The organism is Streptomyces sp. ISL-36, from assembly GCF_018614205.1.
Classification (GTDB): Bacteria; Actinomycetota; Actinomycetes; order Streptomycetales; family Streptomycetaceae; genus Streptomyces.
In genome coordinates, this window is the sequence record NZ_JAGGOS010000050.1 from 1 (window position 1) to 25,268 (window position 25,268).

21 protein-coding genes and 1 tRNA gene are annotated in these 25,268 nt (G+C 70.9%); 10 read left to right on the forward strand and 12 right to left on the reverse strand.

Annotated elements, in window-relative coordinates; all coding sequences use genetic code 11:
* Both J7E93_RS14030 and J7E93_RS14035 read right to left on the reverse strand, forming a co-directional pair.
* A partial coding sequence (locus J7E93_RS14030; protein ID WP_215069121.1) for an ankyrin repeat domain-containing protein occupies positions 1 to 406 on the reverse strand: 406 nt, incomplete at its 3' end.
* Positions 407 to 446: 40 nt separating this feature from the next.
* Entirely contained in the window at positions 447 to 1,334 is an 888-nt protein-coding gene (locus J7E93_RS14035; protein WP_215069123.1) for a hypothetical protein, read from the reverse strand.
* Positions 1,335 to 1,479: 145 nt separating this feature from the next.
* On the opposite strand from J7E93_RS14035, the gene J7E93_RS14040 reads away from it, so the two are divergent.
* Complete coding sequence (locus tag J7E93_RS14040) at positions 1,480 to 2,277, forward strand: trypsin-like serine protease (RefSeq protein ID WP_215069124.1); 798 nt, start codon at positions 1,480 to 1,482, stop codon at positions 2,275 to 2,277.
* 76 nt (positions 2,278 to 2,353) lie between these two features.
* Here J7E93_RS14040 and J7E93_RS14045 read toward each other — a convergent pair whose 3' ends face one another.
* A complete protein-coding gene (locus J7E93_RS14045) occupies positions 2,354 to 4,099 on the reverse strand; it encodes a beta-galactosidase family protein (protein WP_215069126.1) in 1,746 nt (581 codons plus the stop codon).
* A gap of 103 nt (positions 4,100 to 4,202) precedes the next feature.
* Here J7E93_RS14045 and J7E93_RS14050 point away from each other — a divergent pair, with 103 nt between their 5' ends.
* The 6 genes from J7E93_RS14050 to J7E93_RS14075 all read left to right on the forward strand — a co-directional run bounded on the left by J7E93_RS14050 (position 4,203) and on the right by J7E93_RS14075 (position 11,985).
* Positions 4,203 to 5,090 carry an AraC family transcriptional regulator gene (locus tag J7E93_RS14050; RefSeq protein WP_215069164.1) on the forward strand — a complete coding sequence of 296 codons (888 nt, stop codon included), beginning with the start codon at positions 4,203 to 4,205 and terminating at the stop codon, positions 5,088 to 5,090.
* Between the two features lie 11 nt (positions 5,091 to 5,101).
* Positions 5,102 to 5,407: a chorismate mutase gene (locus tag J7E93_RS14055; RefSeq protein ID WP_215069128.1), complete on the forward strand. Its 306-nt coding sequence runs from the start codon at positions 5,102 to 5,104 to the stop codon at positions 5,405 to 5,407.
* On the forward strand, positions 5,407 to 6,396 hold the full coding sequence (locus tag J7E93_RS14060; protein ID WP_215069130.1) for an asparaginase: 990 nt from the start codon (positions 5,407 to 5,409) through the stop codon (positions 6,394 to 6,396). Before J7E93_RS14055 ends, J7E93_RS14060 begins: the two co-directional genes overlap by 1 nt.
* Positions 6,397 to 6,446: 50 nt before the next feature.
* A complete protein-coding gene (gene pepN / locus J7E93_RS14065; RefSeq protein ID WP_215069131.1) occupies positions 6,447 to 8,939 on the forward strand; it encodes an aminopeptidase N in 2,493 nt (830 codons plus the stop codon).
* Between the two features lie 224 nt (positions 8,940 to 9,163).
* Positions 9,164 to 10,576: an aminotransferase class V-fold PLP-dependent enzyme gene (locus tag J7E93_RS14070; RefSeq protein WP_215069133.1), complete on the forward strand. Its 1,413-nt coding sequence runs from the start codon at positions 9,164 to 9,166 to the stop codon at positions 10,574 to 10,576.
* The gene (locus J7E93_RS14075; protein WP_215069140.1) at positions 10,573 to 11,985 is read left to right on the forward strand and encodes a lysine N(6)-hydroxylase/L-ornithine N(5)-oxygenase family protein; all 1,413 of its coding nucleotides are present in this window, start codon (positions 10,573 to 10,575) and stop codon (positions 11,983 to 11,985) included. Before J7E93_RS14070 ends, J7E93_RS14075 begins: the two co-directional genes overlap by 4 nt.
* Positions 11,986 to 11,993: 8 nt before the next feature.
* Here the strand turns inward: J7E93_RS14075 and J7E93_RS14080 are convergent, their stop codons facing one another.
* A complete protein-coding gene (locus J7E93_RS14080) occupies positions 11,994 to 13,790 on the reverse strand; it encodes a bifunctional UDP-sugar hydrolase/5'-nucleotidase (protein ID WP_215069142.1) in 1,797 nt (598 codons plus the stop codon).
* Positions 13,791 to 13,924: 134 nt separating this feature from the next.
* Between J7E93_RS14080 and J7E93_RS14085 the strand changes: the two genes are divergently transcribed.
* Together J7E93_RS14085 and pyk are read left to right on the forward strand one after the other, a co-directional pair.
* Positions 13,925 to 14,599 carry an SIMPL domain-containing protein gene (locus J7E93_RS14085; RefSeq protein ID WP_308368554.1) on the forward strand — a complete coding sequence of 225 codons (675 nt, stop codon included), beginning with the start codon at positions 13,925 to 13,927 and terminating at the stop codon, positions 14,597 to 14,599.
* Positions 14,600 to 14,766: 167 nt separating this feature from the next.
* The gene (gene pyk, locus J7E93_RS14090; RefSeq protein WP_215069146.1) at positions 14,767 to 16,203 is read left to right on the forward strand and encodes a pyruvate kinase; all 1,437 of its coding nucleotides are present in this window, start codon (positions 14,767 to 14,769) and stop codon (positions 16,201 to 16,203) included.
* A 243-nt stretch (positions 16,204 to 16,446) separates the two neighbouring features.
* Here pyk and J7E93_RS14095 read toward each other — a convergent pair.
* Positions 16,447 to 16,519 (reverse strand) — tRNA-Leu (locus tag J7E93_RS14095).
* 99 nt (positions 16,520 to 16,618) lie between these two features.
* On the opposite strand from J7E93_RS14095, the gene J7E93_RS14100 reads away from it, so the two are divergent.
* On the forward strand, positions 16,619 to 17,278 hold the full coding sequence (locus tag J7E93_RS14100; RefSeq protein ID WP_215069148.1) for an ANTAR domain-containing response regulator: 660 nt from the start codon (positions 16,619 to 16,621) through the stop codon (positions 17,276 to 17,278).
* Between the two features lie 69 nt (positions 17,279 to 17,347).
* Here the strand turns inward: J7E93_RS14100 and J7E93_RS14105 are convergent, their stop codons facing one another.
* The 7 genes from J7E93_RS14105 to J7E93_RS14135 all read right to left on the reverse strand — a co-directional run bounded on the left by J7E93_RS14105 (position 17,348) and on the right by J7E93_RS14135 (position 25,040).
* The gene (locus tag J7E93_RS14105) at positions 17,348 to 18,064 is read right to left on the reverse strand and encodes an ABC transporter ATP-binding protein (RefSeq protein WP_215069150.1); all 717 of its coding nucleotides are present in this window, start codon (positions 18,062 to 18,064) and stop codon (positions 17,348 to 17,350) included.
* Positions 18,061 to 19,173, reverse strand: coding sequence for an ABC transporter ATP-binding protein (locus J7E93_RS14110; RefSeq protein WP_215069166.1), 1,113 nt, complete (start codon positions 19,171 to 19,173; stop codon positions 18,061 to 18,063). Before J7E93_RS14110 ends, J7E93_RS14105 begins: the two co-directional genes overlap by 4 nt.
* Before the next feature lie 5 nt (positions 19,174 to 19,178).
* Positions 19,179 to 20,957: a branched-chain amino acid ABC transporter permease gene (locus J7E93_RS14115; protein ID WP_215069168.1), complete on the reverse strand. Its 1,779-nt coding sequence runs from the start codon at positions 20,955 to 20,957 to the stop codon at positions 19,179 to 19,181.
* 5 nt (positions 20,958 to 20,962) lie between these two features.
* On the reverse strand, positions 20,963 to 21,895 hold the full coding sequence (locus tag J7E93_RS14120) for a branched-chain amino acid ABC transporter permease (protein WP_215069152.1): 933 nt from the start codon (positions 21,893 to 21,895) through the stop codon (positions 20,963 to 20,965).
* Positions 21,896 to 22,001: 106 nt separating this feature from the next.
* Positions 22,002 to 23,234, reverse strand: coding sequence for a branched-chain amino acid ABC transporter substrate-binding protein (locus J7E93_RS14125; protein WP_215069154.1), 1,233 nt, complete (start codon positions 23,232 to 23,234; stop codon positions 22,002 to 22,004).
* 435 nt (positions 23,235 to 23,669) lie between these two features.
* Complete coding sequence (locus tag J7E93_RS14130) at positions 23,670 to 24,107, reverse strand: hypothetical protein (protein ID WP_215069160.1); 438 nt, start codon at positions 24,105 to 24,107, stop codon at positions 23,670 to 23,672.
* Between the two features lie 48 nt (positions 24,108 to 24,155).
* Entirely contained in the window at positions 24,156 to 25,040 is an 885-nt protein-coding gene (locus J7E93_RS14135) for a trypsin-like serine protease (protein WP_215069162.1), read from the reverse strand.
* Between the last annotated feature and the right edge of the window lie 228 nt (positions 25,041 to 25,268).

Consider the following 25,268-nt stretch of genomic DNA (forward strand, 5'->3'; position numbering starts at 1 on the left):
GCGGCAGGCCGTCGGCGCCCGGGCGCCCCGGGTCCGCCCCGTGCTCCAGGAGGACCCGTACGGTCTCCGCGTGCCCGAGCCGCACCGCCCAGGCGAGCGCGGTGAAGCCGTACGCCTCTTCCTGGTCGGCCCGCGCCCCCGCGGCGAGGAGCGCCCGGACCACCTCGGTGTGCCCGCCGCAGGCCGCCCCGCACAGCGGAAGGTCCCCCGCCCCCTCGCCGCTGCCCCGGGCGGGATCGGCCCCGGCGGCCAGCAGGAGGCGGACGATCCCGGCCTCGTTCGCGAGGGCGGCCCGGTACAGCGCGGTCTCCCCCTCGGTGTCGGCTTCGGGGGATTCCCCGGCCCGGAGGGCGCGGACGACGGCGTCGTCGTCCCCGCTGCGGATGGCGTCGAACAGCGTGCTCATCCAGCGACCTTCACCCGAAGGGCACGTACGGCGCAAATGGTTACGCGTCGCACTCCAGCACCGACCCGCACACCGCGCACCGCACCCGTGCCGGGCGCCCTCCGGCCGGCATCCGCAGCCGCTGCCAGCACACCGGGCAGGGGAAGGAGACCCTGGTCGCGGGCCCGCTCCCCTCGAAGGTGTACGACAGCCCCGCCGCCGCCCGGCCGTAGCGGCGTTCCTTCGTGTACCGGTGCCGGGCCGCCCACCCGGCCCCGGCCAGCGGAGGCCGGCGCTCGTCCCGCGTCGCCTCCTCCCGGCCCCGTACCCATGCCTCGTACGCCCGGGGGCTGGTGAACCAGGGCGACGGGTCCTCCCCGAACACCGCGGCCCGCTTCGCCAGGACGTAGCCGAACTCCTCCGGCGTCAGGTATCCCAGCTTCTGCCGGGAGACCGGGTCCTCCCGGAACGCGTCGAGCAGCAGCCACCCCGCCCCGAGATAGGTGGTCACCACGTCCGTGAGGATCTCGTTCTCCCGGGTGCCCGGGAAGCCGAGATCCAGCCGGTGCAGCAGCACATGGGTGATCTCGTGGGCCAGCGCCGCTCCCACGTCCCCGCGGTGGCTCCGGAAGCGGTCGTTGAGCTCGATGAAGTACTCGGGCCCGGCCGCCAGGTCGACGCTCGCCGCGTGCCGCATCTCCCGGAAGCTCACGATCATCCGTGCCTCGGGGAGCCGCAGATGGTGCACGAGCGCCCGGGCCACCCGCTGCGCGCCGAGGTGGAGGTCGTCCTCGTCGTCGAAGGCCACGTCGGCCGCCGCAACGCTCGTGGCGTACCGCCGTACCCCGTCCGCGGAGAGTCTGCGGTACAGGGCGGTGATCGAGGCGCGGACCGTGTCGAGATGGGGGAAGCCGTGCACGACTTCACCGTCTCCGCCGCCGTTCGGCACGTCGTCACCCCCTTCCCCCCACTGTACGAGCAGGCTGTGGCAGGCGAAGCGCTGGCCGAAAACGCGTTCTTGTGGCCCCCGTGACGCCTTGTCCATAATCCGGACCAAGCCTTGACGGGCACATGCCATCAAGGCTCAACCCCCCATGAAAGGCAGAGACTTGAAGAAGAACCGATTGGTCCGCGCCCTGCAGAGAATCGCCGCCGCCGGCGCCGTCGTCCTCGCCGCGGTCAGCCTCCAGCCCTCCACCGCCTCCGCCGCGCCCACCCCCGTCGTCGGCGGCACGCAGGCCGCACAGGGCGAGTTCCCCTGGATGGTCAGGCTCTCCATGGGCTGCGGCGGCTCCCTGCTGACCCCGCAGATCGTCCTCACCGCCGCCCACTGCGTCAGCGGCTCCGGGAACAACACCAGCATCACCGCCACCGCCGGAGTCGTGGACCTCCAGAGCAGCAGCGCCATCAAGGTCAGGTCGACCAAGGTGCTCCAGGCCCCCGGCTACAACGGCACGGGCAAGGACTGGGCCCTGATCAAGCTCGCCTCCCCGATCACCTCGCTGCCCACCCTCAAGATCGCCGACACCACCGCGTACAACAGCGGAACGTTCACCGTCGCCGGCTGGGGAGCCACCCGCGAGGGCGGCGCGCAGCAGCGGTACCTGCGCAAGGCGACCGTACCGTTCGTCTCCGACGCCAGCTGCAAGGCCGCGTACGGCTCCAGCCTCGTCCCCAGCGAGGAGATCTGCGCCGGCTACAACGAGGGCGGGGTCGACACCTGCCAGGGCGACTCGGGCGGCCCGATGTTCCGCCGCGACAACGCCGGCGCCTGGATCCAGGTCGGCATCGTGAGCTGGGGCGAGGGCTGCGCACGGCCCGGCTACCCCGGCGTCTACACCGAGGTGTCGACGTTCGCCTCCAACATCAAGTCGGCCGCGGCCACGCTCTGACCCCCTGACGTGATCACACGTGTACGGGGGCGGGCCCACCCACCCCCGTACACGTCCGTCCACGTCCGTGCACGCCCTACGCGAGCTCCACCCGCGCCCCCGCCCCGCCCTCCAGCTCCAGGACCCAGACCTCGTTGTCGCCCTCCCGCAGGACCGGGCCGGGCACGAAGAGCGAACCCTGCGGGCCCACGTCCCAGTACCGCCCCAGACAGAAGCCGTTGACCCACACGAAGCCGCGCGACCCGCCCGGCAGGGACAGCGCCGCGTCACCCGGCTCCGTGACGTCCACGACCGCCCGGTAGAGACCGGGGGCCGCCCCGCCCGGCGCCGGACGGAAGGGCACCTTCCCCACGGCCCCCGCCTCGAAGGCGTCCAGCCGCAGCCCCCGGGCCCGCACCCCGTGCACGTACTGCCGCTCGTGCCGGACCCCGCCCGTGATCCCCTTGGGCTCGCCCTGCCGCGGCCCGTAGTTGACCCGGCCCAGCGACTCCACCCACAGCTCGACCACCGCGGGCCCCGCCACCGGCTCCGGCAGTACCGCGTCCTCCGTCGTCAGCACCCCCGCCCGCACCCCGTCCACGCACACCACCGCACGGTCGCGCAGCCCCGTGACCGACAGCGGGTACGGCTGCCGGGGCCCGGGGATCTCCAGGCGGTAGCGGACCACCCCCCGGTCCACGCCCAGCTCCTCGAAGGTCGGCGGCACCGGCGTGTCCGACTCCTCGTCGCCCAGCACCTCCAGGACCTCCCCCAGCGGAGCCCACTCGGCCAACGCCCCCGCCGCCGGCGCGGCGATCCGCCGCGGCGGCCCCGGCACCTCGGGCAGCGGACCGTCCGCGAACGCGGCGAGAACCTCCCGGAAACGCCAGTACTTCTCCGTCGGCAGCCCCGCCTCGTCCACCGGAGCGTCGTAGTCGTACGAGGTCACCGTCGGCCGCAGCTCACCCTCGTGCAGCGCGCCGTCCCGGTTCGCCCCCGCCCAGCCGGCGAAGTTCGTCCCCCCGTGCGCCATGTACAGGTTGACCGAAGCCCCGCACTCCAGGATCTCCCGCAGCGTCGCCGCCGCGTCGTCCGCGTCCCGTACGGAGTGCTCCGTGCCCCAGTGGTCGAACCAGCCGCACCAGAACTCCATGCACATCAGCGGACCCGACGGCTGATGCCGCCGCAGCGCCGCGAACGCCTCCCGCGCCCCCGAACCGAAGTTCGCCGTGGCGAGGACCCCGGGCACCGAACCGCCCGTCAGCATGTGGTCCTCCGGCCCGTCCGAGGTGAACAGCGGCACGCCCACCCCGCAGTCGAGCAGCAGATCCGCGAGCCGGCGCAGATACCCCTGGTCGGAGCCGTAACTGCCGTACTCGTTCTCCACCTGGACCATGATCACCGGCCCGCCGCGGTCGATCTGCCGCGCCACGACCTGCGGCAGGAGCGTACGGAACCAGCCGCCCACCAGGTCCAGGAACTCCGCGTCGTCCGTCCGCACCCGCCGCCCGAGCCGGCCCGTCACCCAGTGCGGCAGCCCGCCGTTCTCCCACTCGGCGCAGATGTACGGCCCCGGCCGCACGATCGCCCACATCCCGGCCCGCTCCACCGCGTCCAGGAACCGGCCGAGCGCCGCCACGTCCCCGTAGCGCCCCGGCTCCGGCTCGTACAGATTCCACGGCACGTACGTCTCGACACAGTTGAGCCCCATCGCACGGAGCATCTCCAGACGGTGGTCCCACTGGTCCTCGTGCACCCGGAAGTAGTGCAGCGCCCCCGACAGCAGCCGCACCGGCCGCCCGTCCAGGAGGAAATCCTCGTCACCCACAGCGAACGTGCTCATGGACTCACCCTCGCCCTCTGGCGGCGGACCGGTCCATGGACAAAGATCGTCGCTGTTTGGACGTAAGGAGACGCGAGGAAACCCGCGGGGAGGCGTGAGCCCGATGTACCACACCTGGATGCGCTACTTCACGCCCAGCCCGGTCCACCACCGCCTCGGGCTCGTCTGCCTCGGCGTCGGACTGCAGCACGGCACCCTGCCCACCGTCGGCCCCCGCACCCTCGACCACCACGTCGCCGTCGTCGTCAGCGCCGGCAGCGGCTGGTACCGCGGCCCGGACGGGCGGCGGACCACCATCACCGCCCCCGCCCTGATCTGGCTGACCCCCGGCGTACCGCACCACTACTCCGCCGACCCCGGCACCGGCTGGGACGAGTCCTTCGTCGACTTCGGCGGCCCCGCCACCGCCACCTACACCGAACTCGGCTACATCGAACCCGACCGGCCCGTCGTCCCCCTCTCCGACGCCGCCGCCCCCCGGGCCGCCATAGGCCGGATCGCCCGCGCCGCCCGGCGCGGCAACCCCCTCCTGGAGGTCGAGACCGGCGCCGCCGTCCACGAACTCCTCGTCGCACTGCGCCGCGCCCGCGCCGACACCAACGCCGACGGCGACCCCGTCCTGACCGCCCTGGCCCGCGACGCCTTCCAGCCGCTGTCCGTCGCCGAACACGCCGCCCGGCACGGCATGACCCCGGCCGAGCTGCGCACCGCCGTGCGCCGCGCCGCCGGCTGCAGCCCCAAGGACTACCTGCTCTCCATCCGCCTCGGCCGCGCCAAGGAGCTCCTCGCCGCCACCGAACTGCCCGTCGCGGCGGTCGCCCGCCGGGTCGGCTACGACGACCCCGCCTACTTCTCCCGGCTGTTCACCCGCCGGGTCGGCACGGCCCCGATCCGCTTCCGCGAACAACAGGGCAGAACCGTGCCGGGCGGCTGGAGCAACCGGATCCCGGATCCCGAACACCCTCCGACCATCGCCACCCGATCCGTCTAAGCTCGCTGCTCATGAGCGATATCGACGAGTCCGTCACCGCGGAACTGACCCGGCTGCGCGAGAGCATCGACAACATCGACGCGGCGGTCGTGCACATGCTCGCCGAACGCTTCAAATGCACCCAGCAGGTCGGCGTCCTCAAGGCGAAGCACCAGCTGCCCCCGGCCGACCCGGCGCGCGAGGCCCGCCAGATCGCCCGGCTGCGAGAGCTCGCCGAGAGCGCGAAACTGGATCCGGCGTTCGCGGAGAAACTCCTGAACTTCATCATCGCGGAGGTCATCCGCCACCACGAGACGATCGCGGACGGAGCACGCTGATGGGCCGCGTCACGGTCTTCACGCTGGGGGGAACCATCTCCGCACGGGGCGGCGACGCGGCCCGCATGACCGGCGCCGAGGTCGTGGCGGGCCTCGGCCTTTCCGCCGTCGACGCGGAGCTGCGCGACTTCCGCCGGCTCCCCAGCTCCTCCCTCTCCTTCGAGGACCTGGCCGCACTCGCCCAGGAGGTACGGGACACGGTCACGGCGGGCTCCGGCGTCGTCGTCGTCCAGGGCACCGACACCCTGGAGGAGATCGCGTTCCTGCTGGACCTGCTCTGCGCGACCGACCAGCCGATCGTCGTCACCGGCGCCATGCGCCGCCCCGACCTGCCCGGCGCGGACGGCCCGGCCAACCTCGCGGCCGCGCTCACCGTTGCCGCGGACCCCCGCTGCCGGAACCTCGGCGTCCTGGTGGTACTCGCGGACGAGATCCACGCGGCCCGCTTCGTCCGCAAGACCCACACCACCTCCGTGGCCACCTTCGCCTCCCCGGGCGCCGGCCCGATCGGCACGGTCGTCGAGGGCGAGCCGAGGATCCTGCTGCGCCCCGCCACCACCACGGCGATCTGCCCGCTGCGCTTCGACCCGGCGGTACGCGTGGCCCTGGTGACCCTCTCCCTCGGTGACCGCGGCGAACTCCTCGAAGCCGTCGACGACCGCTTCGACGGCCTGGTCGTGGCCGCCTTCGGCGCCGGACACGTCCCGGCCCGCCTGGTCGAGCCCCTGGAAGAGCTCGCCACCCGCATCCCGGTCGTCCTCGCCTCCCGCACCGGCGCGGGCCCCACCCTCTCCCACACCTACCGCGGACCGGGCTCCGAGTACGACGTCCTGCACCGCGGCCTCGTCCCCGCCGGCCTCCTGGACCCGGCCAAGGCCCGCCTCCTCCTCCACGCCCTCCTCTCCAGCGGCGTCACGGGCCCCGCCGGATACGACCGCCCCCGCATCACAGCGGCCTTCACCCACCTCGACGGCGCCGGGCTCGCGTAAGAGCGCGCATCCCCCTGCCGCGCCCCCGCGCCGTCAGGCAGCATGGGCCCATGTCCGTACTGACGCGCGACGAAGCGCAGACCCGTGCCCAGCTCCTCGACGTCCAGCACTACGCGGTCGACCTCGACCTCACCACCGGCGACGAGACCTTCCAATCCACCAGCGTCATCCGCTTCACCGCCCGCACCGCCGGGAACACCTTCGTCGAGCTCAAGCCCGAAACCCTCCACTCCGCCCTCCTCGACGGCGAGCCCCTCGACACCGGCTCCCTCGACGGTAACCGGCTCCCCCTCACCCTCACCGAGGGCGAGCACACGCTCAGCGTCGGCACCACCATGCGGTACTCCCGCACCGGCGAGGGCATGCACCGCTTCACGGACCCCACCGACGGCGAGTCGTACGTCTACACCCAGCTCTTCATGGAGGACGTCCAGCGCGTCTTCGCCGCCTTCGACCAGCCGGACCTCAAGGCCGTCTTCGAGCTGTCCGTCACGGCCCCCGAGGGCTGGACCGTCCTCGCCAACGGCATCACCGAGCAGCAGCCCGACGGGCGCTGGACCTCCGCCCCCACCCCGCTCCTGTCGACGTACTTCGTGTGCGTCGCCGCCGGCCCCTGGCACTCCGTACGGACCGAGCACGCCGGCCTGCCCTTCGGCATCCACTGCCGCCGCTCCCTCGCCCCCCACCTCGACGCCGACGCCGAGGAGATCCTCGACGTCACCAAGGCCTGCTTCGACCGCTTCCACGAGAAGTTCGAGGAGCCGTACCCCTTCGACTCCTACGACCAGGCCTTCGTCCCCGAGTTCAACGCCGGCGCGATGGAGAACCCCGGCCTCGTCACCTTCCGCGACGAGTTCGTCTACCGCTCCGCCGTCACCGTCACCGAGCGCCAGACCCGCGCCATGGTCATCGCCCACGAGATGGCCCACATGTGGTTCGGCGACCTCGTCACCCTGCGCTGGTGGGACGACATCTGGCTGAACGAGTCCTTCGCCGAGTACATGGGCTACCAGACCATCAACGAGGCCTGCGCGGACCGCTTCCCCGACACCTGGATCGACTTCGGCATCGTCCGCAAGGCCTGGGGCTACGACGCCGACCAGCGGCCCTCCACCCACCCCGTCGCACCGGACCCCGAAGCCGTCCCCGACACCGCCTCCGCGCTGCTCAACTTCGACGGCATCTCCTACGCCAAGGGCGCCTCCGCCCTGCGCCAGCTCGTCGCCTGGATGGGCGAGAAGGACTTCCTCGCCGGCATCAACGCCCACTTCGAGCGCCACAAGTTCGGCAACGCCACCCTCGCCGACTTCATCGACAACCTCGCCTCCGCGACCGACCGCGACGTACACGCCTGGGCCGAGCGGTGGCTGCGCACCACCGGCGTCGACACCCTCACCCCCGAGCTGGACGGCGACGAGACCCGCACCGCCCTCACCGTGCGCCGGCAGGGCGGCCGCCCGCACCGCATCGCGGCCGGCGTGTACGACCGCGACCTCATCGACGCCCGCCGGCTCGTGCTCCGCGAACGCCTGGAGCTCGACGTACCGCAGACCGCGCCCACCGACCTCCCCGGACCGCGCCCCGCCCTCGTCGTCCTCAACGACGGCGACCTGACCTACGCCAAGGTCCGCCTCGACGCGACCTCCCTGGAGACCGCCCTGCGCGACCTCTCCGGCATCCCCGACGCCCTGACCCGCGCCCTGGTCTGGAACACCCTGCGCGATATGGTCCGCGACGGCGAACTGGAACCCGCCGCCTATCTGGGGACCGCCCACACCCACCTCCCCGAGGAGAGCGACCTCGCCATCGTGCAGGGCGTCCTCGGCTTCGCCCGCACCCAGATCGCCGACCGGTATCTGACGGCCGAGGAGCGGCCCGGCGCGCTCGCCCTCATCACGTCACTGGCCCGCGACCTCATCCGCCGCACCGAGGACGGCGAGGCCCCCGGCCTGCGCCTGACCGCCGTCCGCACCTTCATCGACAGCGCCACCCAGCCCGACACGATCGCCGCCTGGCTCACCGAGGGGACCGTCCCCGGCGGCCCGGAGGTCGACCCCGAGCTCCGCTGGCGCATCCTCGCCCGCCTCGCCGTCCTCGGCGCCGTCGGCGAGACGGCGATCGACGAGGAACTGGCCCGCGACCCCAGCGCCACCGGCCAGGAGGGCGCCGCCCGGTGCCGCGCCGCCCTGCCCGACCCGGAGGCGAAGGCGGCCGCCTGGTCCCGGCTCTTCGACTCGGACGACCTGTCCAACTACCTGTTCACCGCGACGGCCCAGGGCTTCTGGCAGCCCGAACAGGCCGATCTGGTACGGGAGTACGTATCCCGCTTCTACCCCGCCGCCGCCGCCCTCGGCGCCCGCCGCGGACCCGCGATGGCCGAGGCGGCGGGCCGCTACGCCTTCCCCGCCCACGCCGTCGACGCGGCCTCCCTCTCCCTCGGCGAAACCCACCTGGACGACGACGCCATGATCCCCGCTCTCCACCGCAAGCTCGTCGACCAACTCGACGACCTGCGCAGGGCCCTGCGGGTCCGCGGCGCCTAACAGCTTCACGCGGCCGGTCGCCCGGGCGGTCAGGCGGTCGGGGGTGGGCGGTCGGCCGGGCGGGTGGGCCGCCCGCCCCTGATCCGCGGGGCAGCTTCCGGCGGTCGGCCGGGCGGCCCCGCCCGACTTCACGGACGGGGCCTTTCCCAGGGCCCCGTCCCCCGTTCGGGTTGCTTGCCTCCACTCACCGGACAAACCCCCAGAACCCCCGGCAGGGTGGTGCCATGTGTGCCGCGCCCACGCCCGACCCCCCGCCCCTCGCCGGAGGCGCATCCGGGCCAGCAGCCCTCCGCCCGCTCCTCGACACGGTCCTGACCGCACTCCACGACGGGGCCACCGCCCGATGTGGCCCCCTGCCCGCCGGGGGACCGGACGCCGTCGCCGCACGCGTACGCCAAGCCCTGGGGGAGGCGATCCCCGCCACCGGCACCGGAGCCCGAGCGGCCCTGCACACCCTGGTCCACGCCCTCGCAGCCGGCGCCGCCGACCCCGCCCACCCCCTCTGCGCCGCACACCTGCACACCCCGCCCCTCGCGCTCGCCACCGCGGCCGACCTCGCCGCCTCCGCGCTCAACCCCTCCATGGACTCCTGGGACCAGGCCCCCGCGGCCTCCGCCCTCGAAGCCCTCGTCACCCAGGCCCTCGCCGCCGAGGTCTACCCGGCCGCGTACCCCGACGCCCCGGTCCCCGACGCCCTCGTCACCACCGGCGGCACCGAGGCCAACCAGCTGGCGCTGCTCCTCGCCCGCGAGCGCCACGGCCCAGGACACCCCGTCCAGACCGTCGTCGGCGCCAACGCCCACCACTCCTTCCACCGCGCCGCCTGGCTCCTCGGCCTGCCCGAACCGGTCACCGTCCCCACCCCCAACGGCACCCTCGACCCGGTCGCCCTCGACGAGGCCCTCACCGACCTCCACGGCCCGCTCCTCGTCGCCGCCACCGCCGGCACCACCGACACCGGCCGCATCGACCCCCTCCCCGAGATCGCCGACCTCTGCACCGCGCACGGCGCCGAACTGCACGTCGACGCGGCCTACGGCGGCGCACTCCTCTTCAGCGACACCCACCGCCCCCTCCTGGCCGGCCTCGACCGGGCCCGCACCGTCACTCTCGACCTGCACAAACTGGGCTGGCAGCCGGTCGCCGCAGGACTCCTCGCCGTCAAGGACGCCGCCGACCTGGCCGCCCTCGGCCACACCGCCGACTACCTCAACGCCGACGACGACACCGACGCCGGCCTGCCCGACCTCCTCGGCCGCTCCCTGCGCACCACCCGCCGCCCCGACATCCTCAAGACCGCCGTCACCCTGCGCGCCCTCGGCCGCACCGGCCTGGGCGCGCTCGTCGACACCTGCGCCGACCTCGCCCAGCAGCTCGCCGACCTGATCGACAAGGCCCCCGGCCTGGAGCTGTACGAGCGCCCGACCCTGACCACCGTCCTGTTCCGGCCGACCGACGCCGACGACGCCACCGTCGCCGCGATCCGCCGCTCCCTCCTGACCGAGGGCCGCGCGGTCCTCGGCCGGGCACACGAGGACGGCCGGCTCTGGCTCAAGGCCACCCTGCTCAACCCCCACGCCACCTCCGGCGACCTCGACACCCTGATCTCCCTCGTGGAAGGCGGCACCGACCGATGACCGGCAGCACCCCCCAGCGCGACCACGACCACCCCCACGATCTGGTGGGCATCGGCATCGGCCCGTTCAACCTCTCCCTCGCCGCGCTCGCCCACGGCGTCCCCGGCGGCCTCGCGACCGCCTTCTACGAGCAGAACCCGGCCTTCCACTGGCACCCCGGCCTCCTCATCGAGGGCGCCACCCTCCAGGTCCCCTTCCTCGCCGACCTGGTCACGCTCGCCGACCCCGCCAGCCCCTGGTCGTTCCTCAACTACCTGCGCTCCCGGGACCGGCTCTTCCCCTTCTACTTCGCCGAGAAATTCCACATCCAGCGCGCCGAGTACGACGCCTACTGCCGCTGGGTCAGCAGCCGGCTCCCCGGCCTCCACTTCGGACACCAGGTCGACACCGTCCGCTGGAACCCCGAACGCGCCCTCTTCGAGGTCGACTTCACCCAACTGGACGCCGACGGCGAGGCCGAGGCCCTGGGCCGTGCCCACGCCCGCAACGTCGTGCTGGGCGTCGGCACCGAGCCGTACGTCCCCGAGCCGCTGAAGCCGCTCGCGGACGCCCCCGGCGTCCCCGTCATCCACTCCGCCGACTACCTCGACCACCGTGCGAGGCTCCTCGCGGCCGAACACGTCACCGTCATCGGCTCCGGCCAGTCCGGCGCCGAGGTCTTCCTCGACCTGCTCAGGGCGCGGCCCGCCGGAGCCGAGAAGATCCACTGGCTGGCCCGCACGGAGGCGTTCGCCCCGATGGAGTACTCCAAGCTCGGCCTGGAACACTTCACCCCCGACTACACCCGCTACTTCCACTCCCTGCCCGAACGGGTACGGGAAGAACTCGTGCCCCGCCAGTGGCAGTTGCACAAGGGCATCGACGCCGAGACGATCGCCGCCATCCACGAGGAGCTCTACCGCCGCACCCTGCACGGCGGCTGGCCGGACGCCGTCCTCACCCCGGGCGTCCGCGTCCGCACGGCCGGACGCGTCGCCACCACAAAGGTGGAGCTGCACCTCGAACACGTCCAGCAGGCCACCCGCTCCCGGCTCACCACCGACGCGGTCGTCCTCGCCACCGGCTACCGCGAGCGCCCGGTCGACCGGATGCTCGCCGGACTCGACCCGTATCTGCGCCACGACTCGGCCGGCCGGGCACGGATCGACGACGCGTTCCGGCTCGTCCTCGACGAGTCCGTCACCGGCTCGGTCTACGTACAGAACGCGGAGAAACACACCCACGGCGTCGGCGCCCCCGATCTCGGGCTCGCCGCCTGGCGCAGCGCGACCATCCTCAACACGCTGACCGGCAAGGAGCCGTACCCGCTGCCGCGCCGCACCGCCTTCACCAGCTTCGGCCTGGAACGGCGAGAGGCGCCACGCATCCCGGCCCAGGGCCAGGAGCTGACGCCTCTCACACAGAGCTGACCCGTGGCCTAGAAGACCGGCACGCCGTTCCGGGTCAGCTTCCAGTCCACCGAGGCGAACCCGGCCGGGTCGACCGTGCCCTTCGCCTGCACCCACCGGATGATGGTGTTGCGGATCTCGTCCGAGTCGGCCCACAGCTGCTTGGCGTTCGCCACGTGGGGGAACGCTCCGCCGCCACTCGCCCGGTAGTTGTTCACCGCGAGCACGAACCGCGCCGCCGGGTCGATCGGCCTGCCGTCGAAGGACAGGTTCACGATCCGCGACCCGGCCGGCTGCGCGATGTCGATCTCGTACGTCAGGCCGTACACGGCGTCGTAGTTGTAGTCCGGGGTCCCCGCCGCGTTGGTCAGCTTCGCGGTGTCCACCGGCGCTCCGGCCGGGGTCTGGACGTAGTACCGCGCCGAGAACTCCAGGTAGTCCTTCACCTGGGCACCGGTCAGCAGACGGGCCTCCAGGGTGTTCTCGAAGGGGTAGAGCCCGGCCGCGTCCTTGATGGTGACCTGACCGGCCGGGATCGCCGCCGTACGGGAGAAGCAGGACGCCTGGGAGAGGACGGGCAGCGCGGCGTACTCGCCACCGGCCAGCGCCGCCTTCACCGTCTCCGCCTGGACGTGGTTGATCAGGTCGATGATCGGCTCGTCCTTCCACGGCGCGTCGGCCGTGGCCATGGCGGCGGTCGAGGTGCCGATCACCTGGTTGACGTACGCGACGACCTTCTTGTGCTCGTCCGCGAGGAGCCCGGTGATCTCCGGGTCCTCCGCCACCGTGTTGGAGTTGAGGACCTGGGCGGCGACCTTCTCGACCGTCCAGCGGCCCTTGCTCCAGACCAGGTCGAAATCGAAGAGGGTCAGCCGCTGCCCCCACTTGAGCGGCTCGGACAGGACGACGTCCTTGCCCGTCTCCTTGTTCGTGACCCGGTACTCCGGGATCTCCGTGTGGGCGTGCCCGACGAGGATCGCGTCGATGCCGGGGACCTGCTCGGCCACGAGCCCGGCCGCGTTCTCGATGTACGGGAGCTGGTCACCGTACGACGAGGTGCCGCTGGAGCCGGAGTGCGCCGAGACGACGACCACGTCGGCGCCCATCGAGCGCAGCTTCGGCACCCACTTCGCCGCCTGCTCCTCAAGACCGGGGAAGACCATCCTGCCGGAGACGTTCGCCTTGTCCCAGATCGCGATACCGGGGTTGGTCAGGCCGAGTATCGCGACCTTCACGTCCCGGCCGTGCGGGGTACGCAGCCGGTGCATGCTGTACGGCGCGAACGCCGGGCGCAGCGTCTTCGCGTCGAGCGCGTTGGCACCGAGCAGCGGGAAGTCGCACTGCTCCTCGAACTTCCGCAGCACCGGGATGCCGTAGTTGAACTCGTGGTTGCCGAGCGCCGCGGCGTCGTAGCCGATGGCGTTCATCGCCTGCGCCATGGGGTGGACCGGGCCGCCGGTCTGCGTGATCGGGTCGACCTTGGCGTAGTAGTACGAGAGCTGGGTGCCCTGGATGGTGTCGCCGGCGTCGATAAGAAGGGTGTTGCCCTTCCCCTTCGCCGCACGCACCTGGTGGACGAGGGTGGAGATCTTCGCGAGACCGACGTCGTTGTGGGCCTTGTCGTCGAACTCCTTGTCGGTGAAGTAGTCCCAGTTGAAGACATTGCCGTGCAGGTCAGTGGTGCCCATGACGGTGAAGGAGTACCGCTTGGCCGGCTTGGGGGGACGCCCCTGGGCCTGCGCGGGGGCGGCGACCCCCGTGGTGAGGGCGGCCCCGGCCCCGACGGCGACGGAGCTCTCCAGGAACGTCCGGCGGTTCAGCGGCATGTGTTCTCCTTGGTTCGATGGCGCACAACGCGCGTAGATTCTGGCTCAGACGCCACCCCGGGAACAGAGCTTTCGGGTTACGGAGTGGGAAAGTGTTTGGGAGCACAGCCGCTGTCCGTCCGAGGGAGCCCGCAGTGACGACGACCGAACGCCCCACTCCTCAGGCCCCGCAGGTGGCGGTGCGCGGGGAGGCACGTCTGGAGGTGGACCCGGAGATCGCCCGGGTCGGAGTGACGGTGAGCGCGCGCGGCTCCGACCGGCGGGCGACCCTCGCCGACCTGACCCGCCGCAACGCGCTCGCCCTGGAGCTGGTCACCTCGTACGGCGAGGCCGTCGAGAAACTGGAGACGAGCGCCTTCTCGATCGCACCGGAGCCCGGCAGGCACGGGCGGGGCGAGCGGGTGCGCGCCTACCGGGGCCACGTCCGCCTCACGGCGGAACTCAACGACTTCACGGCCCTGGGCGAGCTGACCACACGCCTCGCCGATCTGGAACTGACCCGCGTCGATGGCCCGTGGTGGGGCCTGCGCCCCGACTCCCCGGCACACGAGGAGGCCCGCCGCCGGGCGGTGGGCGAGGCGGTCCAACGCGCCCGGGCGTACGCGGCGGCCCTCGGCACCAGCCTCTCCGCACTCCTCGAACTCTCCGACACGGGCATGGCCCCACCGCCCGCACTGATGGGCGGCGCACGGATGGCGTTCGCGGCGGAATCGGTCGACGAGGCCCCGCCACTGGACCTGGAACCCCAGCGTCAGACCGTCACGGCCGAGGTCGAGGCCCGCTTCACGATGCTGCCTCCCACGCTCTGACGCGTCAGCGCCGCGGCGAGGCGGCAGCACCGCGAAGACCCCGAACATGCTCATCGGAGCACCCCGCCGCACAGATTCAAGTCTTGTCAATAACCTTTCACGCAAAGGTTGTTGAACAGCCATGCCCGGCCCCTGCTCTACCCACCGGTAAGCCCTAGGCTCGAACCATGCGCCGAGCCAAAATCGTTTGCACCCTGGGCCCCGCCACCGACACATACGACCAGATCAAGGCCTTGGTCGAAGCCGGAATGGACGTAGCCCGCCTCAACCTCAGCCACGGCACCTACGCCGAACACGAGGAGCGCTACCAGCACGTACGCAAAGCCTCCGACGAGACCGGCCGCAGCATCGGAATCCTCGCCGACCTTCAAGGCCCGAAGATTCGCCTCGGCCGCTTCCTCGAAGGCCCCGTACTCCTTGAACGCGGCGACGACTTCACCATCACCGTCGAACCCGTCGACGGCGACCGCCACATCTGCGGAACGACCTACGAAGGACTCGCCACCGACGTCACCACAGGCGAACGCATCCTCGTCGACGACGGCCGCGTCACCCTGGAAGTCACCTCCGTCGACGGCCCCCGCGTCCACACCCACGTCATCGAAGGCGGCATGGTCTCCGACCACAAAGGCCTCAACCTCCCCGGAGTCGCCGTCTCCGTCCCCGCCCTCTCGGCGAAGGACATCGACGACCTGCGCTGGGCCCTGCGCACCGGCGCCGACGTCATCGCCCTCTCCTTCGTCCGCAGCGGCCGCGACATCGAAGACGTCCACCGCATCATGGACGAAGAAGGCCGCCGCCTCCCCGTCATCGCCAAGATCGAGAAGCCCCAGGCCGTCCAGAACATCGACGACATCGTCGCCGCCTTCGACGGCATCATGGTCGCCCGCGGCGACCTCGGCGTCGAAATGCCCCTGGAACAGGTCCCCATCGTCCAGAAGCGCGCCGTCAAACTCGCCAAGCGCAACGCCAAGCCCGTCATCGTCGCCACCCAGATGCTCGACTCGATGATCGACAACTCCCGCCCCACCCGCGCCGAGGCATCCGACGTCGCCAACGCCGTCATCGACGGCACCGACGCCGTCATGCTCTCCGGCGAGACCAGCGTCGGCAAATACCCCATCGAGACCGTCAAGACGATGAGCCGCATCGTCGAAGCCGCCGAGGAGGACATCCTCGCCAAGGGCCTGCCCCCGCTGACCGAACGGAACAAACCCCGCACCCAGGGAGGCGCCGTCGCCCGCGCCGCCGCCGAGATGGGCGACTTCCTCGGCGCCAAGTTCCTCGTCGCCTTCACCCAGTCCGGCGACACCGTCAAGCGACTCTCCCGCTACCGCTCCCCGATCCCGCTGCTCGCCTTCACTCCCGACCCGGCCACCCGCTCCCAGCTCAACCTCACCTGGGGCGTCGAGACCTTCCTCGGCCCGCACGTCGACTCCACCGACGCCATGGTCGCCCAGGTCGACGAGGAACTCCTGCGGATCGGCCGCTGCCGGAAGGGCGACATCGTCGTCATCACGGCCGGCTCCCCGCCCGGCGTCGCCGGCTCCACCAACCTCGTCCGCGTCCACCACATCGGCGAGGACGACAGCCCGGGGGAATGAGGGGTCAGTACGGTAGTCCGAGCGACCCCCTGGGAGTCGCGGACACCGCGTTTCCGGCGGTCCTCCGAGAGCCGTCAACCGGCACTGCCGCGCGGCACATTGCGATGCTCGGCCACTACCTGGTTGCTCAGGCCCTGGCGCAGTAGTGAGATTGCTTCGTCGCGAATCGAAGAGTCGAAGAGATGTTCACCGCGACGAGTGAAGATCGCGAAACCCTTCAATGCCTTGGAATTGAAGGGGAAGTGCCCCGGGTGGGATTCGAACCCACGCTGTATGGTGTTTGAGACCACTGCCTCTTCCGCTGGGCTACCGGGGCCCCTTCGAAACGAAGGTCAGTGGCAACCTGCTGTGCCTCAAACATACAGGACCTAGGTAGGCTCATGTAGCAGTACCTGCCCCGCAACGAGGAGCCCCCGTGACCGCCCCCGAGTCGCCCCAGCCCGCCGCCGACGATGCCGACGCGTCGCACGTCCCGCCGCTGACGACCCGTGTCGTCATCGCCGAGGACGAGGCCCTCATCCGCCTCGACCTCAAAGAGATGCTCGAAGAAGAGGGCTACTCGGTCGTCGGCGAGGCCGGCGACGGCGCCACGGCCGTCGAGCTCGCCCGTGAGCACCGGCCCGACCTCGTCATCCTCGATGTGAAGATGCCGGTACTGGACGGGATCTCCGCCGCCGAGAAGATCGCCGGCGAGTCCATCGCCCCGGTCCTGATGCTGACCGCGTTCTCCCAGCGCGACCTGGTCGAGCGGGCGAGGGACGCCGGGGCCATGGCGTACCTCGTCAAGCCGTTCAGTAAGAGCGACGTCGTGCCGGCGATCGAGATGGCGGTCTCCCGGTTCGCGGAGCTGCGCGCGCTGGAGAAGGAGGTCGCCGACCTCTCCCAGCGGCTGGAGACCCGCAAGCTGGTGGACCGGGCGAAGAGCATTCTGCAGACGCAGTACGGGCTGACCGAGCCGGCCGCGTTCCGCTGGATCCAGAAGACCTCCATGGACCGGCGTATGTCGATGCAGCAGGTCGCGGAGGCGGTCATCGAGGACGCCGAGGAGAAGAAGGCGGCCAAGGGCCAGCAGTGACGACGTAGGGCAACAGAAGAAGGCCCGTCCCACAACGTTGTGGGACGGGCCTTCCGCTGGGGGTGGGACCTACTCCTCGCCGAGGTAGGTCTTGCGGACCTCGTCGTCGTGGAGGAGGTCCTGGCCGGTGCCGGAGAGCTTGATGGAGCCGACCTCCAGGACGTAGCCGTAGTCCGCCAGTGAGAGGGCGGCCTGCGCGTTCTGTTCGATGAGCAGGATCGTCATGCCTTCGGACTTCAGTGTGGCGATGGTCTCCATGATCTTCTGCATCATGATCGGGGAGAGGCCCATGGACGGTTCGTCCAGCATCAGTAGCTTGGGCTGGGACATCAGCGCCCTGCCCATGGCCAGCATCTGCTGCTCACCGCCGGAGAGGGTGCCGGCGGCCTGCTTGCGACGTTCGCCCAGGATGGGGAAGAGGTCGTAGGCGCGCTGGACGTCCCGCTCGATGCCGTCCTTGTCCTTGCGGAGGAAGGCGCCGAGCTGGAGGTTCTCGGCGATCGTCAGCTTGGGGAAGATGTGCCGGCCCTCGGGGGAGTGGGCCATGCCGAGGGCGACGACCTTGTGGGCCGGGATGCCGTTGAGCACCTGGCCGTCGAAGGTGATCTTGCCGCTGGCGGGCTTGATCAGTCCGGAGAGGGTCCGCAGGGTGGTGGTCTTGCCCGCGCCGTTGGTGCCGATCAGGGAGACGACCTGACCGGCCTCGACGGAGAAGGAGATGCCTTTGACGGCCTCGATCTTGCCGTAGGCGACCCTGAGGTCCTCGACCTCGAGCAGTGCGGTCACTTGGAGTCTCCTTCGGTGGTGCTGTCCGCTTCCTCGGAGGCGGGTTCAGGAGCGTCGGCCTCGTCGGCGGCCGGGGCCTCGGGGGCCTCGTCAGCCTCGGGGGCCTCCTCGGCGTCGGCTTCGTCCGCTTCGTCCGCTTCGGCGGCTTCGGCGGCTTCGGCGGCTTCGTCGGCTTCGTCGGCCGGAGTCTCGTCGGTCTCGTCCGCCGGAGCGGTCGCGTCCGCCGTCTCCGCTTCGGCCTCCGCTTCGGCCTCCGCGTGTGCCTCGGCCGCCTCGACCTCGGCGACCTCCTCCGCGCCCGGCGCGCCCTCGAACGGGGTGCCCAGGTACGCCGCCACGACCCGCTCGTCGCCCTGGACGACCTCGGAGGTGCCTTCGACGAGTTTCTCGCCCTGGACGAGCACGGCGACCCGGTCGCACAGGTTGAAGATGAACTTCATGTCGTGCTCGATGACGAGGACGGCGATGCCCTTGTCACGGATGGCGAAGACGAGTTCCTCGGTGGTCCGGGTCTCGTTCTGGTTCATGCCGGCGGTCGGCTCGTCGAGGAGGAGCAGGCCGGGGTCGCTCGCCAGTGCGCGGGCGATCTCCAGCTTGCGCTGCTCGCCGTAGGGCAGGTTGCGGGCGAGATGGTCCGCCTTGCTCGCGAGGCCGACGAACTCCAGGAGTTCCATGGCCCGTTCGCGGGAGGCGGCTTCCGCCTTCTTGAAGCCGGGGCCGCGCAGCAGCGCGGACCAGAGGCCCTCCTTGGTCCGGGTGTGGCGTCCGACGAGGACGTTCTCCAGGACGGTCATGTTGGAGAAGAGGCGGATGTTCTGGAAGGTGCGGGCGATGCCGGCCTTGGTGACCAGGTGCGGCTTGGGCGGAAGGACGGTCCCCTTGTAGCTGACCTGTCCCTCGGTGGGGACGTACAGACCGGTCAGGCAGTTGAAGAAGGTCGTCTTGCCGGCGCCGTTGGGGCCGATGAGGCCGACGATCTCGCCCTCGCGGACGGTGAGGTCGACTCCGCGTACGGCGGTCAGACCGCCGAAGCGCATGGTGACACCGCTGGCGTCGAGGACGGTGGCGGCCGTGGCGGTGGCCGTGGCCGTGGTGGTGGTCGTCGTCATGGCGTTCACGCACCCGCCTTCGAGGTTCCGGCGATGGGATCGGCGGGGGGCCGCTGGTCCGGTACGTCGAGCTTGTCGGCGTTCCCGGCGTCGTCGTCGTGCTCGTGGTACTCGAGCTGGGCGCGCCGGTTGGGGATGAGCCCCTCCGGGCGGAAGCGCATCAGCAGGATGAGCGCGAGGCCGAACGCGAGGAGCTGGTAGTCCTTGAGGAAGGCCAGCTTCTCGGGGATGAGGAAGAGCAGTGCCGCACCGAGGAGCGGGCCGCGGATGGTGCCCATGCCGCCGAGGATGACCGCGGCGAGGAGGAAGGCGGAGTTCGGGGCGACGGGGCCGGCGAACACGTACATCTCGGGGAGGACCGTGCCCTGGAAGTGGGCCTGGACGGTGCCGGCGACGCCCGCGAGGGTGGCGCCGAGGGCGAAGGCGATGAGTTTCACCCGGAAGCCGTTGATGCCCATGGCGGTGGCCGCGGTCTCGTCCTCGCGGATGGCGACCCAGGCCCGGCCGATGCGGGAGTCCTGCGCCCGGCTGAAGACCAGCACGACGAGGACCATCACGAGGAGCATCAGCAGGTAGTAGTTGGCGTACGAGCCGAGTTCCACGCCGAGGATGGTGTGGGTCTCGCCGAAGTCGTAGCCGAAGATGTTCAGCGACGGGATGTTCGGGATGCCGTTGGGGCCGTTGGTGATCTGCGGTCCGTTGTCGCCGTCCATGTTGTTGACGGTGATGCGGAAGATCTCGCCGAAGCCGAGGGTCACGATGGCGAGGTAGTCGCCGTGCAGGCGCAGGGTGGGTGCGCCGATGATCACACCGAAGACCAGCGAGGCGATGGCCCCGATGATCATGGCGACCCAGAACGGGAGCTGGATGTCGAAGGCCGAGGCTGTCGATCCGGAGACGAGGGCGGCGGTGTAGGCGCCGACGCCGAGGAAGGCGACGTAACCGAGGTCGAGCAGTCCGGCCAGGCCGACGACGACGTTCAGGCCGAGGGCGACCGTGGCGAAGATCAGGATCTGCACCGCGATGACGGTGAAGGTGTCCGTCGTCTGGGTGAAGGGGAAGACGGCCGCGGCGGCGAAGGCCGCGACGGCGGCGACCTGCTTGTTCCTGGAGGCCATGGCCGAGATGCGGCCCATCAGGCCGGACTTGTTGAGCGCTCCGGCGGCGCAGCCCGCCAGGAGCAGGTAGCCGATGAAGAGCTCGGGGTATTCGGTGGAGATGCCGTAGGTCACGGCGTACATACCGAGGGCGAACACCACGACGAGCAGGAGGATCTCCGCCCAGGAGGGGAGCTCGTTGGGCTTCGTCGGCTTGCGGCTGTCGTCCTTGAGCGAGAACGCGGCGAGCGGGATGAGCACCGCGACGAAGGCGACGTAGGCGCCGGGCTCCCAGTGGGCGATGCCGCCCAGCTGCACCGCGATGGCGATCACGGTGTACCAGGTGGTGCCGAGCGCGCCGAGGGCGAGGAACTGGAGGGCCTTCGTGGAGCCGGCCGGGGCGAGCCAGCGCAGGCCCTTGATGCCGAGGCCGGCGAGGGCGAAGAGCACCAGGAGGAGGCCGGCGACGAGGGTGAGGACCTGGAGGCCGCCGGGGTAGCCGGTGACGGTGAGGTCGCCGGGGAACTCGGTGGTGTAGGTCCAGGCGAGGAAGGTGGAGGCGATGGTGGCGAGGCCGCCGGCGGCGATGATCCAGTGGAGGAGTCCGGGTGCCTGGGGGGCCGCGGTCTTCTCGGGCGTGGCGGCGGGGGTGCCGGACGCTTCGGGGGTCTTGGTGAGGTCAGTCATCGCGCTCACGCCCTGTCCGCGACGCGTTGTCCGAGCAGGCCTTGTGGTCTGAACAGCAGGACGAGGATGAGGAGGGAGAAGACCCAGATGTCCTTCCAGGCGCCGCCGCCGAACTGTGCCATCCCGGGGATGTGTTCGACGTAGGCGATGGAGAGGGTCTCCGCGACACCGAGGACGACGCCGCCGATCATGGCGCCGTAGATGTTGCCGATGCCTCCGAGGACGGCGGCCGTGAAGGCCTTGAGGCCGAGCAGGAAGCCCATCTCGAAGCGGATCTGGCCCTTGTCGAGGCCCTCGGCGACCGCTGCGACCGCGGCGAACGCGGCGCCGATGGCGAAGGCCATCACGATGATGCGGTCGGTGTTGATGCCCATCAGCTTCGCGGTGTCGGGGTCCTGTGCCGTGGCCTGCATGGCGCGGCCGCTGCGGCTCTTCTGGACGAAGAGGCCGAGGGCGAGCATGCAGGCGGGGGCGGCGACGAGGACGAACGCGTCGGCGCGGGAGATCGCCAGATTCTCGAAGATCTGGAAGCTGCCACCCTTGAACTCGGGGAAGCTGACCGGGCTCTTGGCGTCGGGGTAGAAGCCCCAGACGAGCTGCTGGAGCACGATCGACAGGCCGATAGCCGTGATCAGGGGGGCGAGGCGGGGGGCGCCGCGCAGGGGCCGGTAGGCGAAGCGCTCGGCGGCGGTGGCGACGGCCACGGAGACCACCGCGCCACCTATCAGCATCACGGGTATCGCGATCACGAGGGCGGTGCCCTCGGGCAGGATCGTGTACGCCGTGAGGGCGCCGAAGCCCCCGATCATGAAGATCTCGCCATGGGCGAAGTTGATGAGCTGGACGATGCCGTAGACCATCGTGTAACCGATGGCGATGAGGCCGTAAAGGGCCCCCAGGGCAAGGCCGTCGGCCAGCTGTTGCGGCAGTTCGTTCACCGCAGGGCCTCCGATGAGCGTGTCGGATATGACACCGCGCGAGGGCGCTGTTTGCGCCCTCGCGCGGCTTGGTTCAGATGGTGCGGGTGCGGGGCAGTGCGGTGGGTCAGTCCTTGAAGGTCTCGGACTTGACGTCGGTCCAGGCGCCGTTCTTGACCTGGTAGACGGTGAGCTGCTTGTTGGTGGTGTCGCCGTACTGGTCGAAGGAGACCTTGCCGGTCACGCCCTCGAAGCTGACCTTGGACATGGCCTCGGTGACCTTGGCGCGGGCGTCGTCGGGCAGCTTGCCACCGTTGGCGGCGACGACGGCCTTGACGGCCTGGATGATCGACCAGGCGGCGTCGTAGGAGTAGCCGCCGTAGGCCGCGTAGGGGTCCTTGTAGCCGGCCGCGTTGTAGTCGGCGATGAACTTCTTGGCGGTCGGGAGCTTCTCGACCGGGAAGCCGACCGAGGTCGCCAGGTCACCGTCGTTGGCCTCGCCGGAGGCCTTGATGAACTGCGGGTCGTAGATGCCGTCGCCACCCATGGTGGGGATCTTCGCGCCGGCCTTCTTGACCTGGTCGGAGAGGAGGCCGCCCTCGGGGTACTGGCCGCCGAAGTAGACGGAGTCGGCGCCCGAGGCCTTGATCTTGTTGGCGGTGGAGGAGAAGTCGGTCTCCTTCACGGTCACGGAGTCGGTGCCGGCGACGGTGCCGCCCAGGCGCTTGAACTCCGCGGCGAAGATCGCGGCGAGGCCGGCGCCGTAGGTCTGCTTGTCGTTGACGACGAAGACCTTCTTCTTCTTGGCGTCGTTGAAGAGGTAGTTCGCGGCGAACTTGCCCTGGACGACGTCCGTGGTGGCGGTACGGAAGTACGTCTTGAACGGACGCTTGAACTCGCCCTTGCCCCAGTTGTCGCCCTGGGAGAGGGAGGGGTTGGTGTTGGCCGGGGAGACCTGGGTGAGGTTGGCCTTGTCGAAGTCCGCCTGCATGGACTGGGACACGCCCGAGTTCAGCGGGCCGACGACACCGAGGACGTCCTTGATGCCGACCAGCTTGGTGGCGTTGGCCTTGCCGGTGGCGGGGACGGCCTGGTCGTCGAGGGCCTCGATCTTGAAGGTGACGCCCGGGACCTCTTTGTTCTTGTTGGCGGTCTGGACCGCCAGGTCCACGGAGTTCTTGATGCCCTGGCCCAGCGCGGAGAGCGAACCCGTGAGCGGCGCGTCGACGCCGATGACGACGGTCGTGCCGCCGCTCGTGTTGTCGCTGCCACCCTTGTCGTCGCGCGAACCGCAGGCGGTGAGCGTGAGTGCTCCTGTGGTGATCACGGTGGTGAGGATGAGCAAGGAACGGTGTCGCACGATGAATCCTTTCCCTGGCGCGGCCCCCTCGAGCTGAGGCGGTGCCGTGAAGCGTTAGCTAGAGGTGCCGTTTGTGAATGCCGGGCCGTACTGGGATGACTGGGTGGTGCAGGGCCGTGCAGTGGACGCGCCCGGCGGCGCGGTGACTGGCGGTGACTCTAAGCGCAGGTGGGGGACGTAGGCAGCGGCGAGGTCAGGATGTGACTGTCTTGTTATCGCGACGGGGAGAGAGGGTGCGCATCGGGTGGGCAAATCGGGGCAAACCGGTCAGGTTTGTGGCGTTCACATAGTGAGAACGTGCAGTTCCGCTCAGGGGCTTGAGTAGATCTTGCTCCTGTCGGCAGGCCTTCGAGGGTGTCCGGATAGCGGACAAGCCCTCTGACGCCAGCGGACGAAACGCTGAGCGCCCCACTCCGCTTCTTGATTGCGCGAATGTTACGGAGTGTTACGAGCGGACGGGGAAGTGCTCGGTCCCGGAGGCGGTCTCCAGTTCTCCGAGCTTCCGGTCGCGCCGCTCGCGGCGGCGCACCGTCTTCGGGTCTCCCGGTCGATCCCAGCGAGCGCGGCCTCCCGGCCGTCGGCCCGCTCCCGTGTGCGCGCGGCGGCGAGCACCTCGTCGTGGATCGCCAACTGCTCGTTGGAAAGCCCCTTCTGCTCCCAGTCCAGACCTGCCCATCTGCTCCCTGTCAGGGCCTCTTTCGCCCAGTACGCGACGAGGTCGGTGCAGATGTCCACCGCTATCACGGCGCGCGGAGCAGCGTCGTGCCCCGGCGTCCGCGCGTCGTCCGCGCAACCCGGCAGTCCGGCCAGAACGCCGACGGCCAGGACCGCACGGAGGGCGGTCCTGGCCGTCGAGCGCGGCGAAGGGCCCATGCACCGCACGCTAGGCGATCGCGCGGCCGGACACAACAGCCGGAGCTGCTAAGGAAGTTGCGTGAAGGGGGCCAGGAAGGAGCGGGCACCCGGCGTGTCGAGCCGGTACACGACATTGGTGGCGTAGCACGGCGTGTCACCGGTGATCGTGGTGGCGACCAGGGTCCGCTTCCCGTTCAGCGTGGCGAAGTTGGGGCCGCCCGAATCGCCGTAGCAGGCGCCGCCGTTGCCCTGGGGCGCGGTCATGGAGAGCCGGATCCAGGCGTCGTTGAGCGCGTTGAAGGTGACGGGCGCCTTCAACCGGACGCCACCGCCCGGGTGGGTGTGTCCGCCCGGGCCGCGCCGCGCCTCCTGGGTGCCGTAGCCGGCGACGACGAAGGAGGTGTCGTTCAGTCCCTGCGGACCGAGCGCGGAGAGCGCGCCCGCGGCCGGAAGCGCGGCCGGCGTGAAGGACCAGCGGGCCTTCATCGCCGAGGCCGGGACCTGGACCACGGAGATGTCGTGGGTGTCGGTCGCCGGACCGGGGTAGGCCGGGTGGCTGTGCGCCGTGCCACCGACCGCCACGGCCCGCGCCACGGCCGACGGGTCGCCCGGGTGCTGGGCGGCGGCCTTGTCGAGGCCGGCCTGCACGTCCTGGTCGAGGGAGACGTAGAACTTGACGTTCTCCGGCCAGTCGGTGGTGCAGTGGGCCGCGGTCAGGAAGGTGTCCGCGTCGATCATGGTGCCGGAACAGACCCAGTCGACCCGGTCGGGTGTGCTCGGGTCGCCGTCGTTGTCCCAGGTGGCGACCAGCGCGCCGACCTCGGTGCGCTCGGGCGCGGGCGTCGCGTTGTACGAGTTGATCGCTGCGGACGGGATCGCGGTGGCGAGAACGGCAGCGCAGGCCGCGGCGGTGAGTGCGGTCGCCACGGTCGTGGTGCGTACGGCGGTCAAGAAGAACCCCTCGGTGTGTGAGTGGAACGGGTGTTCTCCTGTGGGGGAGGCTCGCCAGTGAACCGGTTGACGCCCAGCGGGGCAAGAGGGCGGGAGGGGAGGGGTGTTGAGCAGGGAGCGTCGAGCCCGCAGCGGTGAATGGGGGGCGCCGAGTCGGGAGGCGCGGGCGGGGCGCGGGCGGGGCTGCACGTGGGGGCACGGCCGCGGCGGACGCGGTGAGGCGGACGC